The sequence below is a fragment of the Leucobacter luti genome, assembly GCF_019464495.1.
Classification (GTDB): domain Bacteria; phylum Actinomycetota; class Actinomycetes; order Actinomycetales; family Microbacteriaceae; genus Leucobacter; species Leucobacter luti_A.
On the sequence record NZ_CP080492.1, the window covers coordinates 3,271,190 to 3,286,976 of the forward strand.

The window sequence follows — 15,787 nt, forward strand, 5'->3', positions numbered from 1 at the left end:
GTCATCGTCATCTCCGCTGCGCTGCGCGCCCGAGCAATTCCGAGTAATCGTGCTCGGACCATGCCGTAGCGCAGGGCGTTCCCTCTGCAAAATGAAGGGTGCGGGCTGCTGGATCCATGATCACGGCAGCCAAAGTTGCCCAGCGGGCCGCCGGGTCTGCGCGCCGATCTGGGTGGCAGCACACGGCGTTCGGGGCATCAGCGTGGTCGGCAAGCGCCAACTGGAGGGCGGAGATGGTGAGGGGGTCCGCTGCATGACTGATCCGGCGCTCGAGTCTGCCGTATCGAACGAAGCTGTCTGACATGTGGGCGACCGCGAGGTCGAATCCGCTGAGTGGTTGATGCACGAAATGGTTCGTGTGGAGCGCCACCCCCCGGGTCGCGGAAATGGGGCGCACCGTGCGGGTATCGCCAGGAGCGGTTTCAACGGTGAGGATCGCGCCCTGTTCTCCTCCAACAATGAAGTTGCCTGAGGCGGCACGCGGAACTGATGCGACGATGTCCACGACGTCGGACACCGTTTCCGCATCGGCGAGAGCGCGCACGAGCACGTGGAAGGGGACACCGTGCACCCCGCCGTCGAGCGAGCTCACCATGGTGTTTAGGGAAACGGCCATACCGGCCTGGTTCATCGTCATCTTTGCGAGGAGACCGGCCTCCACGATCGTGACAAAGTTGGGCGCCTCCGGCCGCTCGACTTCGAGGACGATCACGCCGTCGGCGAGAGTCTCCAACCAATCCCAGTTCTGGCCAACGAGGACGCGGCCGATCTCGGTCCGATCAGGCTCGAGGGCGAAGCCGCTACACTCGCCGCGCAGACCGAGGGATACCCCAGCCGCCGCCGCGACGTTCGCGGCCCTCGTGACCCCTGCGCGCCAGAGCACCTCCGTCCGGCAATTCATGGTGACAACGTCAGCGAACGAGACCCCTGATCCGTCAGCGATCCCACGGAGCTCGGTAAGAAGTTCTGGGAAGTACTGTTCGATCGCAGGTACAAAACCCATTGCATACTCGACGGCGTCTTCCCACCGCACTCCCTTCGCAGCAAATGCACGTTCATATCCCGCGCGAGTGCGTTGGATTTCTGTGCGAGCGAGTGCTCCGTACTGGTGCGAACGCGTGGCGGCGTCGCCGCTGACCCGGTACCTCGGGTAGCGAGGCGGGGGTGCAACCGGGCTCACCGGGGGAATCCCTCGGTGACGAGTGCGAACGGTCCGTGTGCCCGAGTATGCGCTGCAACGTCCCTGGTCGGTGCAATCCACGCTCCTGAGCGCACGACGTGTGCGAGCACGGTGTCGAGGAACTTGAGTCGGGATGGTCGTCCCACCAGAAAAGGATGGAACGTGAGCATTGCGTGTCCGCCGAGAGCAGCGATGCCATCAATCTCAGGAAGCCACACGTCAAGCACTTCACGGGGTGAGCGAATGGTCTTCTCCCACGTGTCGTTGGCGAACCAGAAATGAGGTGCATCATCGAGGATCCAGGACACAGGAACCTCGATGAGGTCGTGAGCCGAATGCTGGTACGGGAGGATGTGATCGAGCAGGTTTGAACTGTAGCTGAGCCCTGCTTCCGAGAGGAGGTCGAGCGTGTATGGTGTGAACTCCCACGAAGGTGAACGGTATCCGGACACCTCGATGTTGAAAGACCTCAGCGCGTCGAGCCCGGCAAGCAGCTCAGCTCGTTCCTCTGCGTGAGTGAGCTGCGTCGGATTCGTGTGTGAGTGCCCGTGGTGTGCCACCTCGTGCCCGTCTGCAACGATGGCACGCACCGCGTTGGGATGCCGCAGGGCATCTTTCCCTGGCACGTAGAACGTGGCGGTGACGCTGTGCTTGCGCAGCAACTGCAGGATCAAGGGAATCCCCACTTCGGGCCCGTATCGTGCTTGCGAGAGGACACCCGGCGCGTGTGCATTCGCGGGGTTCTCGCCGATCCAAAGTTCTTCGGCGTCAAAATCGAAAGAGAAAGTCGCCGCGTGACGGCGCCCCTCGGGCCACGTGGTCATCGTGTGCTCCTGCTCGTTGCGGTGGAAACCGGGCGCTCTCGCCTTTCCACCAGTGTCTGGATATCGGAGCGTGCGCCGCATGCGTCGTTTGACGTATCTTTCCCTTGGGTGGCACGATTCTGCGGTGTGGCCCGCGCCAACACGGCTCCAGCGCTCCGAATGCATCTCGGCGTATACGCAATTCTGCGGATCGATATCAAGCTCAAACCGTGTTTGGATCATCAACGCGCCCACACCGAATGACTCCGCGTTTTGCACCGTCGATCTTTCAGGACACGATGATGTGTTCTTCGGTGTTGCGGCGCTGGCTTGCGAATGGCGCGGGCCCGAAAGATCTGCGAGGAGACGACGACGTGACCAAACATCTTGAACAGGAGGCCGCGCCTCCCATTGCGGGCGAGGAACGAGAGCCCAACCTACGATGGTGGGACGGCTTCACCATCAGTCTTGCCATCCCGGCCGCGCTGTTTATCGGGATGGGCGCTGCAATCGGGGCGATTGGTGGATGGACCGCGCTCGTGATCCTCGCCACAGTTGCCACGATTGCCTGCCTGCAAAACTTCATTTACTCGGAAGTCGCCACGATGTTCCCGCGCATGGTCGGTGGCATCGCCGCGTACGCGAATGAAGCGTGGCGTCGGCGTTCCACGATCGTCGGCCCGCTCGCTGCCTTCGGCTACTGGTTCGCCTGGTCAAGCTCACTCGGAGTATATGGATTGCAGATCGGCTATCTTGCTCAAGCGCAGTGGTTCCCGGACCAAACCTGGAGCTTCTCAACGGGGCTCGCCGATGTCGGGTTCCCGCATATCGTGGGCTTGGGCGTGATGATCGTTGGCTGGGCGCTCAATGTGGTCGGACTGCGGCTTGCGATGTGGGTGATGTATGTCACTGGCGCCATTCTCCTGGTGCCGGTACTCGTATTCGCCCTTGCCCCGTTCTTCAGCGGGGAGTGGGATATCAACAACTTGCAGTGGGCGCTCGGCGACAGCGGATTCCCCGGTTGGCAGACATTCATCGCGTGGGCGTTCGTGCTTGCATGGACGGTGTTCGGGGTGGAAGCAGTGTCCTCCTTCACCCCCGAATACAAGAAACCTGTCTCCGATACGCGGCGCGCACTTCGGGTCTCGGGTATCTTCGTGCTTTTTGTGTTCATCCTGGTGCCACTTGGAGTTGGCGGACTTGCCAAGCGGGAGGACGTCATTGCGGATCCTGTGGCGTTCTATCTGGGTCTCTTCGACAAGCTCATGCCAGGGGGCAGCCTCATCGTGACTGTGTGCCTGATCGCTGGGCTCCTGCTGATGATGCTTATGACGTATGCGGACACCGGGCGCGTACTTGAGGGGAGCGCCCGCAGCGGGTTGACGATCAAGCAGCTGGGTGTCACCAACCGGTTTGGCATGCCGGCTCGTGCCTCGACGCTCGACCTCATCTTCAACATCTTTCTCATCTTTTTTGTCTGCGGCGCACTCGCGATTGTCACTGCAGGAATCACCGGGTACATCCTGTGTCACATCCTCGCTCTCTCCGGGTTTCTGCTGCTGCGGAAGGATCGCCCCAAACGGCATCGGCCAGTGAAGCTGTCGAGGATCTGGGTTGTCATCGCCTCGGTCTTGTTGGGGATCGATGTCGTGCTCTTCGTGATCGGTCTCGCGAGTGGCGAGATCACCGGCTACGGAGGGCCGCGGGAGATCATAATTGCGGTCTTTGTGCTCGCACTCTCGCTCGTCCTGTTTTACATCAGACGCGTGGTGCAGGATCGCAAGAAGTTTGTGTGGCGTGATCCAGAGCCCTTGACCGCGGAAGACCGCGGCGAACGAGACCCGGAGGCCGTTGGAAGCCTGTTCCCGTCGGAAGTGTCCTCGGCGCCTCCGCGCGCTGAGTAGCGGGGCACAGCAGAGTCGTGGGGCCGCAATCATGTGAATGATCGCGGCCCCACAGTGCTCGAATCAGATGTCTGTGCCTGCAGCTGTGCCCGGCGCGGGCGTGACGGGATGCTGGTATCCCAGTTTGTGCACGGCAAGGATCGGTTGTGACGTCAGCGAAACGACGCCGGCAATCGTCGCGATCTGCTGGTGCAAGATTTCCCAGAGGTGTTGATTGTCTCGGGACTGGATCTCGCAGGAGATGTCGGTCTCACCGAGGAGTGTTGAGACGTAGCTGGTGTCTTCCATGGCGACGAGTGCAGCCACCACGTCTGCGTGTCGTGCGGGCTCAACTTTGATGGCAACAAGCGCAAGATCTAAGCCTCCAATTTCCCGCGGGTCTGCGAAGGCAATGATGCGAAGGAGGTTCAGTTCGCGCAAACGTTTGACGCGGGCCCGGACGGTCGCCTCCGAAGTGCCGACGGTGCGCGCTACCTCGCGCAGTGCGCGACGCCCGTCTGCCTCGAGTTCGCGGATGATTGCGCGGTCGAGGTCGTCAATCGAGTGCTGAGTCATGCCAATAACCCTACATTCGCGAGACTGTTCTGCGCATCGAGAATCCCCAAATAATGCGCAAAACTGAACTATTACCGAATTGAAACTGCGCAATGCGCAGCTAATTTCCCACTTGATTTGTGCTTTGCGCATATGTACGGTGAGATCTGCCACTCCACTAGCCGCGGGCGCACAGTGCCTCCAGGTGGAGCCTGAGAACAACGAAGTTGAAGGAGAGACCATGACTGGACGACACCCGATGAGCGACCTCAGCGGACGCAACGCGATCGTCACAGGAGGCGCGCGGGGCATGGGAGCTGCGCACGCCGCCGCACTCGCCGCCCGTGGCGCCCGTGTGCTCATCGCAGATCGCGACGAAGAAGTTCTCGCTACTGCGCAGGCGCTCAGCGTCGACGGCGCTGAAGTGTCAGGCCTCGTGCTCGATGTGACGGCTGAGGACGCCGCCGGTGCACTCAAAGATGCGCTGGGTGGTAGCAGGCGTGGCGCTCCCGTGCTCGACATTCTGGTGCACAACGCCGGAATTATGCACGACTGGCAGACGCTCGAAGACACCCCGCCGGATGCCCTCGATCGGTACTACGCGGTCAACGTGAAGGCTCCGTACGCGATCACTCGCGGACTCCTTGACCCGCTTCGCGCGAGCAGGAACGGCCGCGTGATCATCATCTCGTCAACGTGGGGCCAGGTACCTGACGGGCACTCGTTTGGCTACATGGTGTCAAAATCGGCCCAGCTCGGCCTGATGAAAGCACTCGCCGCGGCGTTGCTGCCTGACGGGATCCTCGTGAACGCGGTCGCACCGGGTTCGATCCACACCCGCATGATTCCTGACGAATACTACGACGTTGAAGTGGCGTCGGTGCCGCTGGGCCGCTTGGGTCGGCCTGAGGAGATCGCTGAGACTGTCGCATTTCTCGCGTCGGACGGCGCGGGGTTCCTCACCGGTCAAACGCTTTCGGTGAACGGCGGCGCCCTGCGCGTCGGAATCTAACTCGCCATATTCTCAATCGATTCTGGACAGAAAGGTCCCTCATGTCTCTCACTATTCCTGCGTCGGTGCCGACGACGGAGGCCGCCACCTCGGCCACGCAAAAGAGCAATCGTGAACTGATCGAACAGGCCATGCGTCACAGCTGGTTCCCTGTCGCACGATCCGCGGATCTGACCCCAGGCGGAACACCGCAACCTGCCACGCTTTTGGGGAGCCAGCTCGTGGTCTATCGAGATGGACAGGGGCGGGCCTCCGTGGCCTCTCGGCGCTGCCCGCACCGTGGCGCAGACTTGTCTCTCGGCAAAGTCCACGACGCATCGATCGGCTGCCCGTACCACGGCTGGCAGTACGCAAGCGGCGATGGATTGTGCGTACGCGTCCCCTCGATTGAGGATCAGTCGAAGATCCCGCCCAAGGCGAAGCTGCAGGTGTTTCCCGTCGAGGAGCGGTACGGTCTGATCTGGACTGCACTGGAGGAGCCCATCGAGCCCCTGTACCGGCTGCCAGAGTGGGAACGCGAAGAATTCACCTGGTTGCAGGCAGACCCGTTGGACTCTCCGGTAGGTGTCGCAGTCACCGTTGAGAATTTCCGAGACGTCGCCCACTTTCCGTTCGTGCACCAAGTGTCGATGGGGCCAACTCCTGAAGTGGTCGAACCGTTGCAGGTCAGCCGCGAGGGGAGCCACGTCTGGATGTTCCGCCCGCTCAATGCTGGAACTGGCGAGTGGGCAGGGGACGGGGACTGCGAAATGCAGTACCACTGTGTCGCCCCAGGACTCTCATCGATCACCTACGACTATGCGAAACTCGGGCGCCGAGTGGTCGCCGGGTTCCCCAGCCCGATTTCTTTCGAACACGTCAAGATCTTCTGGGGCGTCGCGAATGCAACGGAGTTCACGGGAGCCCCGATTGAGGAGAACCTTCGCCTTGAGGAGATGGTGTATCTCGAAGATATTCCGATCGTGGAGAACATTCACCCTCGTGAGGTGCCGTGGGACGCTGAGATCGAAGAGTTCTCCGCCCCCGCAGACGTGTTTACGTTGAACTATCGTCGGGCATTCCTCGACCTCGCCCGACGAACCGAGGAGACGCTCCGTGCCCGCGACACTGCTGAGTAGTACGCTCACAGTTCCGACCCAGTTGCTGCGTGTGACTGCGGTGCAGGAGATCGCGCCAGGGATCCGATCGTTCGAATTCAGTGCCGCCGATGGCAGCGAACTTCCCGAGTGGACTCCCGGGGCGCACGTCGATGTCCATCTGCCATCGGGGAAGATCCGGCAGTACTCCCTGTGCGGCGATCCTGAGCACCGATCGGTGTATCGAATCGCGGTGCTCGAGGTGTGTGAAGGCCGCGGCGGATCGGCCGAAATGCACCGAGCAGTGGCGGCGGGAGGGGAGCTTCGCCTGGGGATCCCCCGGAACGATTTCCCAGTCGTGCCCGCTCCGGCCTATGTGTTCGTCGCTGGCGGTATTGGGATCACACCGATCCTCGCGATGATTCGGGAAGTCGCCGCAGCAGGGCGACCGTGGAAGCTGGTGTATGGGGCACGTTCTGAGGCACACCTGGCCTTTCGCGCCGAACTAGACTCGCTTGCAGCGACAAGCTGGGGCATGATCACGTATGTGCCGCAGGATACGGCTGGGCACATGGACCTGTCGCAGATCGTGCGCGACTCAGCTGGACAGAGTGTCTATTGCTGCGGGCCGGGCCCCCTGATGGACGCGCTCGGCTCAGAAATGCGCGCGCAGGGCCGCCACACAGAACTGCGGCTCGAGCGATTCTCTGCCGACCCAGTGCAGCTCCGTGAGGGCACGGAGAGTTTCCGTGTGGAACTCTCGGAAAGCGGTCTCACCGTGGATGTCACCCCTGGAACGTCCGTGCTGGAAGCCATCCGTGCCGCGGGAGTTGCTGTCGCGTCTTCCTGCGAGATGGGGATCTGTGGCACGTGCGAGACGCGGGTGATCGCGGGCGAGATCGAGCACCATGACTCGATCCTGACCGAGGCGGAGCGAGCAGCCGGAAACGTGATGATGATCTGTGTCTCACGAGCGAGCTCTGCCGGTCTTGTGCTGGCGCGATAGTTCAATCGTGGCCGGTGCACTCCGCCACGACCGCAGGGGCCCGTGTGGTCATCAGCCAGGCTGACGACCACACGGGCCCCTGCGGATCACGGTCGCGGGTTAGGAACCAGACGAGCTCGTTGAGTACACCGAGCCGCCGCCCTGCGCGCGACGCCCCGAACGACGCTGGCCGCCGCCTGATTCGCCGCCCTGCGAGCGCTGCCGGGGCTGGCCCTGGCCGCCCTGGCTCTGACCGCCGCGCCCGCGTCCGCCACCGGCTGCGCCTGCCTGTGCGGGACGGCCCTGGCCGCCCTGGCCGCCCTGGCCACCGCGGCCCTGACCCTGACCGTTCTGGCCGCTCTGACCCTGGCCACCGCGGCCCTGGCCACCGCGTGAGCGCTTGCGCTTCGCGTTGGCACCGGTCGAATTGCCCTGGCCAGCGGGGGAGTGCCCTGCCGCACGCTGCTGTGCGTTCTGCGCTTCCGCGCGGCGGCGCTCGATCTCACGAGGATCGACGCGCGGCGCGACCTCACCGATCAGGCTGAGCACCTCAGGATCAACGGTCGCTGCGTTCGGGTTGACCTGACGCGGCGTGACGTTGATCTTCGCCGCGCGCATGATCTGGCGCATTTCGCCGCGCTGCTCGGGGAGCACGACCGTGACCACGTCGCCCTCGTTCCCAGCACGTGCGGTACGGCCGGAACGGTGCAGGTATGCCTTGTGCTCGACTGGCGGGTCGATGTGTACGACCAGCTCGACGCCGTCAACGTGTACGCCGCGTGCTGCGACGTCCGTTGCGACGAGGACCTTCGCGTCGCCGCTGACGAACTCGGCGAGGTTGCGATCGCGTGCGTTCTGCGACAGATTGCCCTGCAACTCAACGGCGGGGATCCCGCTCGCAGACAGCTGCTTCGCCAGGCGCTTGGCCTGGTGCTTCATCCGGGTAAAGAAGATGCGGCGACCAGTGCCGGAAGCGAGCGCCTCGATGAGTGCGTCTTTCTGATCCTTGCCAGCGACTTCGAACACGTGGTGTGTGAGCTGCGGAACGGGCGACTCTGCGGAATCGACAGAGTGGCGGATCGGATCGTGGAGGTACTTCTTCACGATGTTGTCGACGCCGTTATCGAGGGTCGCGCTGAACAGCAGCCGCTGGCCGACCTTCGGGGTCTTGTTCAGGATCCGCGTGACGACCGGGAGGAAGCCCATGTCAGCCATATGGTCAGCCTCGTCAAGCACGGTGACCTCAACGCCGTCGAGGGAGACGACGCCCTGCTTGAGCAAGTCATCGAGACGGCCGGGAGCTGCGACGACGACATCGATGCCACCCTCGAGGGCGAGCTCTTGGCGGCGCTGGGGGATACCGCCGAAGATCGTGGTGACCTTCACGCCGACGGGATCGGCAAGCATCTTGATCGTTTCGGCGATCTGGGTCACGAGCTCGCGGGTCGGTGCAAGGACGATCGCGCGGGGCCGGCTCGGCCGGCGCTTCGCAACAACGTCGGTTGCCAGGCGTGCCACGAGGGGGATGCCGAACGCGATGGTCTTGCCTGAGCCGGTGCGACCGCGGCCGAGCACATCGCGGCCTGCGAGGGTGTCGGGGAGGGTGTCGCGCTGGATCGGGAAGGGCTCTGTCTTGCCATTGCGCGCGAGCGCCTCGGCGATCGGCGCCGGGACGCCGAGTGACAGGAAAGTGGGGGTGGTCTCGGTCACGGGGACCTTTCTGCATATGTGCAGCGCGCATTTGGCCGCATTGGGCCAGAGTGAGTGCGAAGCTGCGGTTTCGGCGAGTGCGCGGGACCGCGCATTCGTTCGCCGCGAAAGTTCTGGTGGCCGGCCTTCGAGGGCTGGCGACTGAAAGTCAGCGACGCTGGGCGGAATGGATCACGCCCTGTGTGCTCCACTCTAGCGCCTCACGGCCGAGGTCTTGCTGTATGCCGTGGCGAGGCCCTGAATGTCAGCGGCTCACGCTAACGTCGAAACACATCCCAGTCGCGTCAGAACCGATGCGATCGGGTCGCAGCGGGAGAGGAGCGCACGTGTTCATTCAGACCCGAGCGGGCGGTGAACAGCGGATCGTCACGAGCGCCAGCGACCTCACCGCCGCGAGCGCGTGCGAGTTCGCGTTCCTCCGCCGCGTTGACGCGAAACTGGGCCGTGACCTTGCTGTGCCGCTCGATGATGATCCGATGCTCGCCCGTGCCGCGCGGCTCGGGGACGCTCACGAGGAGCGCACGCTCGCCACGTATCTCGACGAGCTCGGCCCCGGTACGGCGGGCGAACCGGGTGGCGTGGTGGAGATTCCGCGCCCCGCTTCGATGGGTGAGGCGGACCTTGCCGCCGTTGCGGCACAGACAGTCACAGCGCTGCGCGGCAGGGCAGGCGTCGTCTTTCAGGCAACATTTTTCGATCCGTCGCAGCGGCCAGCCACGGCTTCCGAGCCCGAGATCGGCTTCGTCGGCTTCGCTGATTTCCTGCGACTCAATGCCGTGGGGGAGTACGAGGTCGAGGACACCAAGCTTGCCCGACGTGCTCGTGTCACCGCCCTGATGCAGCTAGCGGCCTACACGGAACAGCTGGAGCGGGTGGGGATCCCCGTCGCTGATTCGGCCACGCTGATCTTGGGGGACGGCGCGCGCTCCACACACCGGATCGCCGACATCGCTCCGGTGTTCCGTTCGCGTCGCCGCAGGCTGCACCAGATACTACGTGCGCGAGTTGGGGCGACCGGAGCCGATGGCAGGCGAGAAACCGCGGCCCCAGTGGCGTGGGGCAATGGCGAGATCACAGCGTGCGGTTGGTGCGAGGTGTGTGCCCCAGAGATTGAGCGCACGAGGGATCCGCTGCTCATCGCGGGCTTGCGCAGAACGCAGCGCGACGCGCTGCTGGCCGCGGGCCTCACCACGATTGACGAGATTGCGCAGGTGATGCCGGAGGCCGTCGCGGGCACGCGGGAAGTGCCTGGCATCACTACCGCGGTGCTGACCCGGATCACGGCTCAGGCTGCCGCTCAGCTCGGGGCGTCTGCCGGTTCGCCGCCCCCGGTGCGTGTCGTTGACGCCGCAGCGTTGGCGTCACTGCCCAAACCGAACCCCGGCGACCTCTTTTTCGACTTTGAAGGGGATCCGCTCTACCGCGAAGCTGGTGCCGACACGAGTGCGCGGTGGGGGATCGACTACCTGTTCGGCTTCGTGGATCGCGAGGAACGTTTTACCGCACTGTGGGCACACGATCTGGACGCAGAAAAAGCCGCCCTCATGAAGTTCCTCGCGTTTGTTGCAGAGCGACGTCAGCAGTTTCCGGGGATGAAGATCTACCACTATGCCGCGTACGAGCGTACGCATCTGCTCAGCATTGCCGCGCGGCACGGTGTGGGTGAAGCAGCGGTCGATGCGCTTCTCCGCGATCAGGTGCTCGTCGACCTGTACCCGATCGTGCGGCGTGCCCTCCTGGTGGGATCGCGCTCGTATTCCATTAAGAAGCTTGAGCCGCTGTACATGGGCAGTGAGTTGCGCGCGGAAGATGGCGTCACAACCGCGGCTCAATCCGTCACGGAGTACGCAGACGCGACCGAGCAGCTGGCAGATCCCAGCGCGGAGCTCCAGCTCGCTGGCCAGCGTCGGCTAGATGCGATCGCGGACTACAACCGCTATGACTGCGTCTCGACACTACGGTTGCGTGATTGGTTGCTCGGCATTGCGGCCGAGCACGGGGTCTCTCCCGCGCCGCCGTTCACTCCAGACACGGACCAAGTCTTTGAGGTGAGCCGGCTCGGGGCACAGCTTGCGGCGCTCGCCGAGAGCGCGACTGACACGCGTGATCGCACCGCTGCAGCTCTCGCAGGAAGCGCCATCGACTACCATGCGCGAGAGCGTAAATCGTTCTGGTGGGCTCACTACGCGCGGCTCACTGATCCCATCGAAGAGTGGGCCGACACCCGCGACGTCTTGATCGTTGATGCTGAGCGCAGCCGTGTGCTCGAAGACTGGCATCTGCCGCCACGGGCGCGCGTCGAGCGGCGGCACCTCAGACTGAGTGGCGAGCTCGCTCCCGGGAGTTCTGCCCGAGCTGGAGGCGACGCATACGTGCTCTACGACGCTCCGGCGCCGTTCTTGGCGCCGCGCACGGCTCCCGGCCAGCGCACCGCGCACAAAGTGCGTGTGATCGCGCGCGACGATGCGGGCGTGACAGTCGAAGAGTTGCTCCCGCGTGATGCGACTCCCTACTCCACTGTGCCGGTGGCCCTCGCGCCCGGCCCGCCTCCGCCTGAGGGGCGGCAACGCTCAGCTATCGAGGAGTGGGGTGCGACGGTTGCTGACGCGCTCGCGTCGGGAGCGGTCCTCACCGATCCAGTCGTTGATCTGCTGCGGCGGGATACGCCTCGACTCATCGGCGGAGGGCCCCTCGTTGATCCTGCCTCACGCGCTGCGCTCGCTGCGGCCGGTGGCGATGCGGAGGCACGCACGATTGGTGCGGTTGTTGCGAGTCTGCGCGCACTCGATCGCTCGGCGCTTGCGGTGCAGGGCCCGCCTGGCACAGGCAAAACCTACCTTGCTGCGCGCGTGATCCGGAAGCTAGTTGAAGACGACGGCTGGCGGATCGGCGTTGTCGCGCAGTCGCACCGCGTCGTCGAGAACGTGCTCGACGGGGGGTGATTGCAGCCGGGCTCGATCCGCGGCTCGTGGGGAAGGCGCCCCAGGGCGGCAGACTTGCCCCTGACGCACCAGACCCCGGTTACACGGTGCTCGGTACCGGCGGACAGCTCGGCTTCGTGCGGGAGCATCGCGATGCTGGCCGCGGCTGTGTGGTGGGCGGCACCGCGTGGGACTTCAGCAACGATGATCGCTTCCCGCGGCGCGGGCTCGATCTCCTCGTGATCGACGAAGCCGGGCAGTTCTCGCTCGCTCCAACGATCGCGGCCTCCGTGGCGGCGGATCGGCTGTTGTTGTTGGGCGATCCGCAACAGCTCCCGCAGGTGTCGCAGGGCAGTCATCCCGAGCCGGTCGATACCTCCGCGCTCGCCTGGATTCTTGGCGACCAGGACACGCTCCCCGCCCGTCTGGGCTACTTCCTCGCCGAAACGAGGCGCATGCGGCCTGAACTCACCGAGGTGGTTTCCGAACTGTCATACGATGGGCGGCTGAGTGCGCACGCCTCAGCCGGGGAACGCGAAGCCCTGGGCTGCGGTCCAGCCGGCCTGGTGTGGCACCCGGTGGCGCACCACGGGAACTCGAACCACTCGCCGGAGGAAACAGGAACGGTGATCTCCGTGGTGCGGGCGGCTCTGGCCGGAACACTGCGTGAGTCACCTGCGGGCAGTGGGAGCGGCAGCGACGTTGACAGAGGCAGCGGCACCGCCACGCGGACCAGGCCACTCACACCAGCCGACATCATCGTCGTCGCCCCTACAACGCGCAAGTGGAGTGCGTCTCCGAGGCGCTCAGCGCTGCAGGGCTCAGTGGCGTGCGGGTGGGCACCGTGGACCGATTCCAGGGGCTGGAGGCCGTGATCGCGATTGTGACGCTCGCCGCGTCAAGCCCGGAGGATGTGCCACGCGGCCTTGAGTTCCTGTTGATGCGCAATCGGCTCAACGTCGGCATCAGCCGCGCACAGTGGGCCGCGCATCTCGTGTCATCGGATCGACTGGGGGACGGGCTCCCGAGTTCGGCTGAGGGGTTGGCGGCGCTCTCCGGGTATCTGAGGCTCATTGAGCGCGCGGCCGAGCCAGGTCCTGAGTTCACCGCCGTGTCTGGTCGTACACTGAGCGCATGAGCCACGTATCCGAGCGCACGCGCCGTGCCATCGACGCGTTCTTCACGCTGCTGTATCCGGGCGAGGAGAGCGTGCGCGATTCGCCTGAGGCGCGGCGCGAAGTACGCGCCCTGACAGCTGCCGTGATCGTGGCGCTCGTGGGTGCCGTGGTTGGGCTCACTGTATTTCACGGGGCCATTCCGCTCTGGGGCGCGGTCTCTCCCGGCAGTATTGGCCTCGGGCTCGCCGGGCTCGCAGCTGCCGCTGCGGCGGCCGCCGAGCATGTCCGTTCTCCGCTGCCGGCAATTCCCGGCTGGCCGCGCGCGGCTGTGCGAACGCAGCGGATCATCAATATCCTCGCAATCGCACTCGTGCACGGAGGCATTGCACTGCTGTTCGTCGGCGTCACAATCTCGATCGTGGTGCGCGGCTTTGCGGGTCTCCGGGTCGATGTATTTACGAGCACGATGATCGTCGTGCTGCTCGGGGCAGCGGCGGCGTACGCTGCGACGCTCTCCGGCGGCGATCTCACGACGTCACGGCTGTCGACGCTTTTCGCCGTATTCATGACGGGTGGCGTCGTGGTCGCAATGCTCACCACGAGTGATGCCGAGTGGTGGAAACTGCACTTCAGCGAGCTCGGAGTTGGCTCCGGGGTCAGCGGCATCATCTTCAACTCAACGCTGATCGTCGGCGGCCTCCTCCTCGCATCGCTGGGCTCGCTGATGGCTCCTGCCCTCGATGCGTGGGCCAGCGCCGCACCCGCCAGCCGCACCCGCAACGTCACACTCGTGGAATGGGGCTTCGTCGGCATCGGTGTGTGCCTTGCAGGCGTTGGGGTAGTGCCGGTCAACGTGGATCTGATTGTGCACAACACATTCGCGACCGGCATGGCCGTGATCTTCGGAGGGATTCTGATCGGGCTGCGGTGGCTGCTCGACGGATTTACGCGCGCATTTCTCCTGTTCTCAGACGTCACCCTGATCGGGATTGTCGTGTCCGCCATCCTGTTCTGGCCGGTCCAGTACTACAACTTGGCGGCGTTTGAGCTCGTCGCGGCCGGTATCATTTTCGCCTGGCTGATCATCTTCCTGCGGCATCTCGACGCTGCGGTGCCCTCGCCCGCTAACGTGGAAGCATGAGCACACTCGGCGGCCCCTTCAAGACTCCGCCCTCCCGCAGACTCGGGGAGGCGCCCAGCATCGCGCCGCTTGCGGCATCACTGCGCTCGCGGATCCCTGCCTTTGAGGTGATGCAGATCACCGACGAGGTGGCGCGCCGCCGCGCCGACGGCCACGATGTCGTATCGCTCTGCGCGGGAGAGCCGAGCGCCCGCCCCGCACCCGGCACGCTCACACCAGCCGGCTACACCGGCCCACTCGGCACGACTCCGCTGCGGGAGGCGATCGCCCAGCACTACCGCAACTGGTACAACGTTGAGCTCGACCCGGGATCCGTGGCAGTGACGACCGGTTCATCTGGCGCCTTCCAGCTCGTGTTCCTCGCTGCCTTTGATCCGGGTGCTCGCGTGGCACTCGCGAGCCCCGGGTACCCGGCATACCGCAACATCCTCACCGCGCTCGGCGTGCAGGTCATCGAGATTCCCACAGGACCGGAGACGCGCTACCAGCCGACGCCCGAGCTTCTCTCGGCAGCTGTCGCCGAGCACGGCCCGCTCGCCGGACTCATCCTGGCGTCGCCTGCGAACCCGACCGGCACGATGCTCGACCGAGCGTCGATTTCAGCGCTCGTCACGTGGTGTGTGGCGAACAAGGTGCGGATCATCAGTGATGAGATCTACCACGGCATCACGTTCCCGGAACCGGGAGCAATGGATCCGCGCGGTGTGACGCTGCGTGAGCTTGATCCGGAAGCCGTGGTGATCAACTCGTTCTCGAAGTACTGGGGCATGACGGGGTGGAGGCTGGGGTGGGCGATTCTGCCGCCGGCTCTGATTGGGCCGGTCGAAGCACTCGCGTCGAACTTTGCGCTGTCGCCTCCCGCACCGGCGCAGGAACTTGCGATGCGCGCGTTCACCGAGGAGAACTATGCGGAGCGCGACGAAATCGTCGGCGGCTTTGCTCGCGCGCGCGCACTCATCCTCGATGCCGAATCTGAGCTCGGGTGGGGCACCGCTGCGCCGTCGGACGGCGCGTTCTACTACTATTCGGAGCTCGGGCCGCAGCTGGAGCGCTACGCGGACTCGTCTGCGTACGCACGCGCACTGCTAGAGGGGGCCGACGTTGCCGTCGTGCCGGGCACCGACTTCGACACTGTCGCTGGCCACCGCGCCGTCCGGCTGTCGTACGCCGCTGGCGAGGCGGCCGTCGCGGAGGCCCTGGACCGCATCATCCGCTTCCAACGCGGCTAAGCTGTCTGGCCCTGGCCCTGGCCACGGCTATGCCCCCGCTCCAACGACGGCCCCCAACTCCGAGCAAAGCTCTGGCGACGGCCGCACGGAGCTGTGCCGTCGCAGACTGCGCTCAGATGCACTCGAGACTTCACTGAAGCTCGCCGCACCTGAGCACAGCCCATATGGCGCTCA

At 64.6% G+C, this 15,787-nt stretch carries 13 protein-coding genes; 9 read left to right on the forward strand and 4 right to left on the reverse strand.

Going from position 1 to position 15,787, the window contains the following annotated elements:
- Positions 1 to 7: 7 nt before the first annotated feature.
- Together K1X41_RS14655 and K1X41_RS14660 are read right to left on the reverse strand one after the other, a co-directional pair.
- Positions 8 to 1,180 carry a C45 family autoproteolytic acyltransferase/hydolase gene (locus K1X41_RS14655; protein WP_220174959.1) on the reverse strand — a complete coding sequence of 391 codons (1,173 nt, stop codon included), beginning with the start codon at positions 1,178 to 1,180 and terminating at the stop codon, positions 8 to 10.
- Positions 1,177 to 2,004: a polysaccharide deacetylase family protein gene (locus tag K1X41_RS14660; RefSeq protein ID WP_165875573.1), complete on the reverse strand. Its 828-nt coding sequence runs from the start codon at positions 2,002 to 2,004 to the stop codon at positions 1,177 to 1,179. Before K1X41_RS14660 ends, K1X41_RS14655 begins: the two co-directional genes overlap by 4 nt.
- A 353-nt stretch (positions 2,005 to 2,357) precedes the next feature.
- On the opposite strand from K1X41_RS14660, the gene K1X41_RS14665 reads away from it, so the two are divergent.
- Entirely contained in the window at positions 2,358 to 3,887 is a 1,530-nt protein-coding gene (locus K1X41_RS14665) for an APC family permease (protein ID WP_220174960.1), read from the forward strand.
- A 63-nt stretch (positions 3,888 to 3,950) separates the two neighbouring features.
- Here K1X41_RS14665 and K1X41_RS14670 read toward each other — a convergent pair whose 3' ends face one another.
- Positions 3,951 to 4,442 carry an Lrp/AsnC family transcriptional regulator gene (locus K1X41_RS14670; protein WP_132202613.1) on the reverse strand — a complete coding sequence of 164 codons (492 nt, stop codon included), beginning with the start codon at positions 4,440 to 4,442 and terminating at the stop codon, positions 3,951 to 3,953.
- A gap of 220 nt (positions 4,443 to 4,662) precedes the next feature.
- On the opposite strand from K1X41_RS14670, the gene K1X41_RS14675 reads away from it, so the two are divergent.
- Genes K1X41_RS14675 through K1X41_RS14685 form a run of 3 tightly spaced genes read left to right on the forward strand, consistent with a single transcriptional unit; the run spans position 4,663 to position 7,515 of the window.
- Positions 4,663 to 5,433, forward strand: coding sequence for an SDR family NAD(P)-dependent oxidoreductase (locus tag K1X41_RS14675; RefSeq protein ID WP_220174961.1), 771 nt, complete (start codon positions 4,663 to 4,665; stop codon positions 5,431 to 5,433).
- Positions 5,434 to 5,474: 41 nt separating this feature from the next.
- Positions 5,475 to 6,551, forward strand: a complete 1,077-nt coding sequence (locus tag K1X41_RS14680) for a Rieske 2Fe-2S domain-containing protein (protein ID WP_132202617.1) — start codon at positions 5,475 to 5,477, stop codon at positions 6,549 to 6,551.
- The gene (locus K1X41_RS14685) at positions 6,529 to 7,515 is read left to right on the forward strand and encodes a PDR/VanB family oxidoreductase (protein ID WP_220174962.1); all 987 of its coding nucleotides are present in this window, start codon (positions 6,529 to 6,531) and stop codon (positions 7,513 to 7,515) included. The genes K1X41_RS14680 and K1X41_RS14685 overlap by 23 nt, the downstream gene beginning before the upstream one ends.
- Before the next feature lie 99 nt (positions 7,516 to 7,614).
- Here K1X41_RS14685 and K1X41_RS14690 read toward each other — a convergent pair whose 3' ends face one another.
- A complete protein-coding gene (locus K1X41_RS14690; protein ID WP_133616951.1) occupies positions 7,615 to 9,204 on the reverse strand; it encodes a DEAD/DEAH box helicase in 1,590 nt (529 codons plus the stop codon).
- 326 nt (positions 9,205 to 9,530) lie between these two features.
- Here K1X41_RS14690 and K1X41_RS14695 point away from each other — a divergent pair, with 326 nt between their 5' ends.
- The 5 genes from K1X41_RS14695 to K1X41_RS14705 are packed head-to-tail and all read left to right on the forward strand — an operon-like array spanning position 9,531 to position 15,613.
- Entirely contained in the window at positions 9,531 to 12,146 is a 2,616-nt protein-coding gene (locus K1X41_RS14695) for a TM0106 family RecB-like putative nuclease (protein WP_309478056.1), read from the forward strand.
- Positions 12,143 to 13,000 carry a DEAD/DEAH box helicase gene (locus tag K1X41_RS16040; protein WP_309478057.1) on the forward strand — a complete coding sequence of 286 codons (858 nt, stop codon included), beginning with the start codon at positions 12,143 to 12,145 and terminating at the stop codon, positions 12,998 to 13,000. Before K1X41_RS14695 ends, K1X41_RS16040 begins: the two co-directional genes overlap by 4 nt.
- Positions 12,955 to 13,263, forward strand: a complete 309-nt coding sequence (locus K1X41_RS16045; RefSeq protein WP_309478058.1) for an AAA domain-containing protein — start codon at positions 12,955 to 12,957, stop codon at positions 13,261 to 13,263. Before K1X41_RS16040 ends, K1X41_RS16045 begins: the two co-directional genes overlap by 46 nt.
- A complete protein-coding gene (locus K1X41_RS14700; RefSeq protein WP_220174963.1) occupies positions 13,260 to 14,384 on the forward strand; it encodes a hypothetical protein in 1,125 nt (374 codons plus the stop codon). The genes K1X41_RS16045 and K1X41_RS14700 overlap by 4 nt, the downstream gene beginning before the upstream one ends.
- Positions 14,381 to 15,613 carry a pyridoxal phosphate-dependent aminotransferase gene (locus K1X41_RS14705; RefSeq protein ID WP_220174964.1) on the forward strand — a complete coding sequence of 411 codons (1,233 nt, stop codon included), beginning with the start codon at positions 14,381 to 14,383 and terminating at the stop codon, positions 15,611 to 15,613. Before K1X41_RS14700 ends, K1X41_RS14705 begins: the two co-directional genes overlap by 4 nt.
- Positions 15,614 to 15,787 lie beyond the last annotated feature (174 nt).

Bases quoted from the DNA above. Each gene is read 5' to 3' on its own strand.
- K1X41_RS14670 (WP_132202613.1), bottom strand. From the start codon at position 4,442: ATGACTCAGCACTCGATTGACGACCTCGACCGCGCAATCATCCGCGAA.
- K1X41_RS14705 (WP_220174964.1), top strand. From the start codon at position 14,381: ATGAGCACACTCGGCGGCCCCTTCAAGACTCCGCCCTCCCGCAGACTC.
- K1X41_RS14660 (WP_165875573.1), bottom strand. From the start codon at position 2,004: ATGACCACGTGGCCCGAGGGGCGCCGTCACGCGGCGACTTTCTCTTTC.
- K1X41_RS14675 (WP_220174961.1), top strand. From the start codon at position 4,663: ATGACTGGACGACACCCGATGAGCGACCTCAGCGGACGCAACGCGATC.
- K1X41_RS14680 (WP_132202617.1), top strand. From the start codon at position 5,475: ATGTCTCTCACTATTCCTGCGTCGGTGCCGACGACGGAGGCCGCCACC.
- K1X41_RS14700 (WP_220174963.1), top strand. From the start codon at position 13,260: ATGAGCCACGTATCCGAGCGCACGCGCCGTGCCATCGACGCGTTCTTC.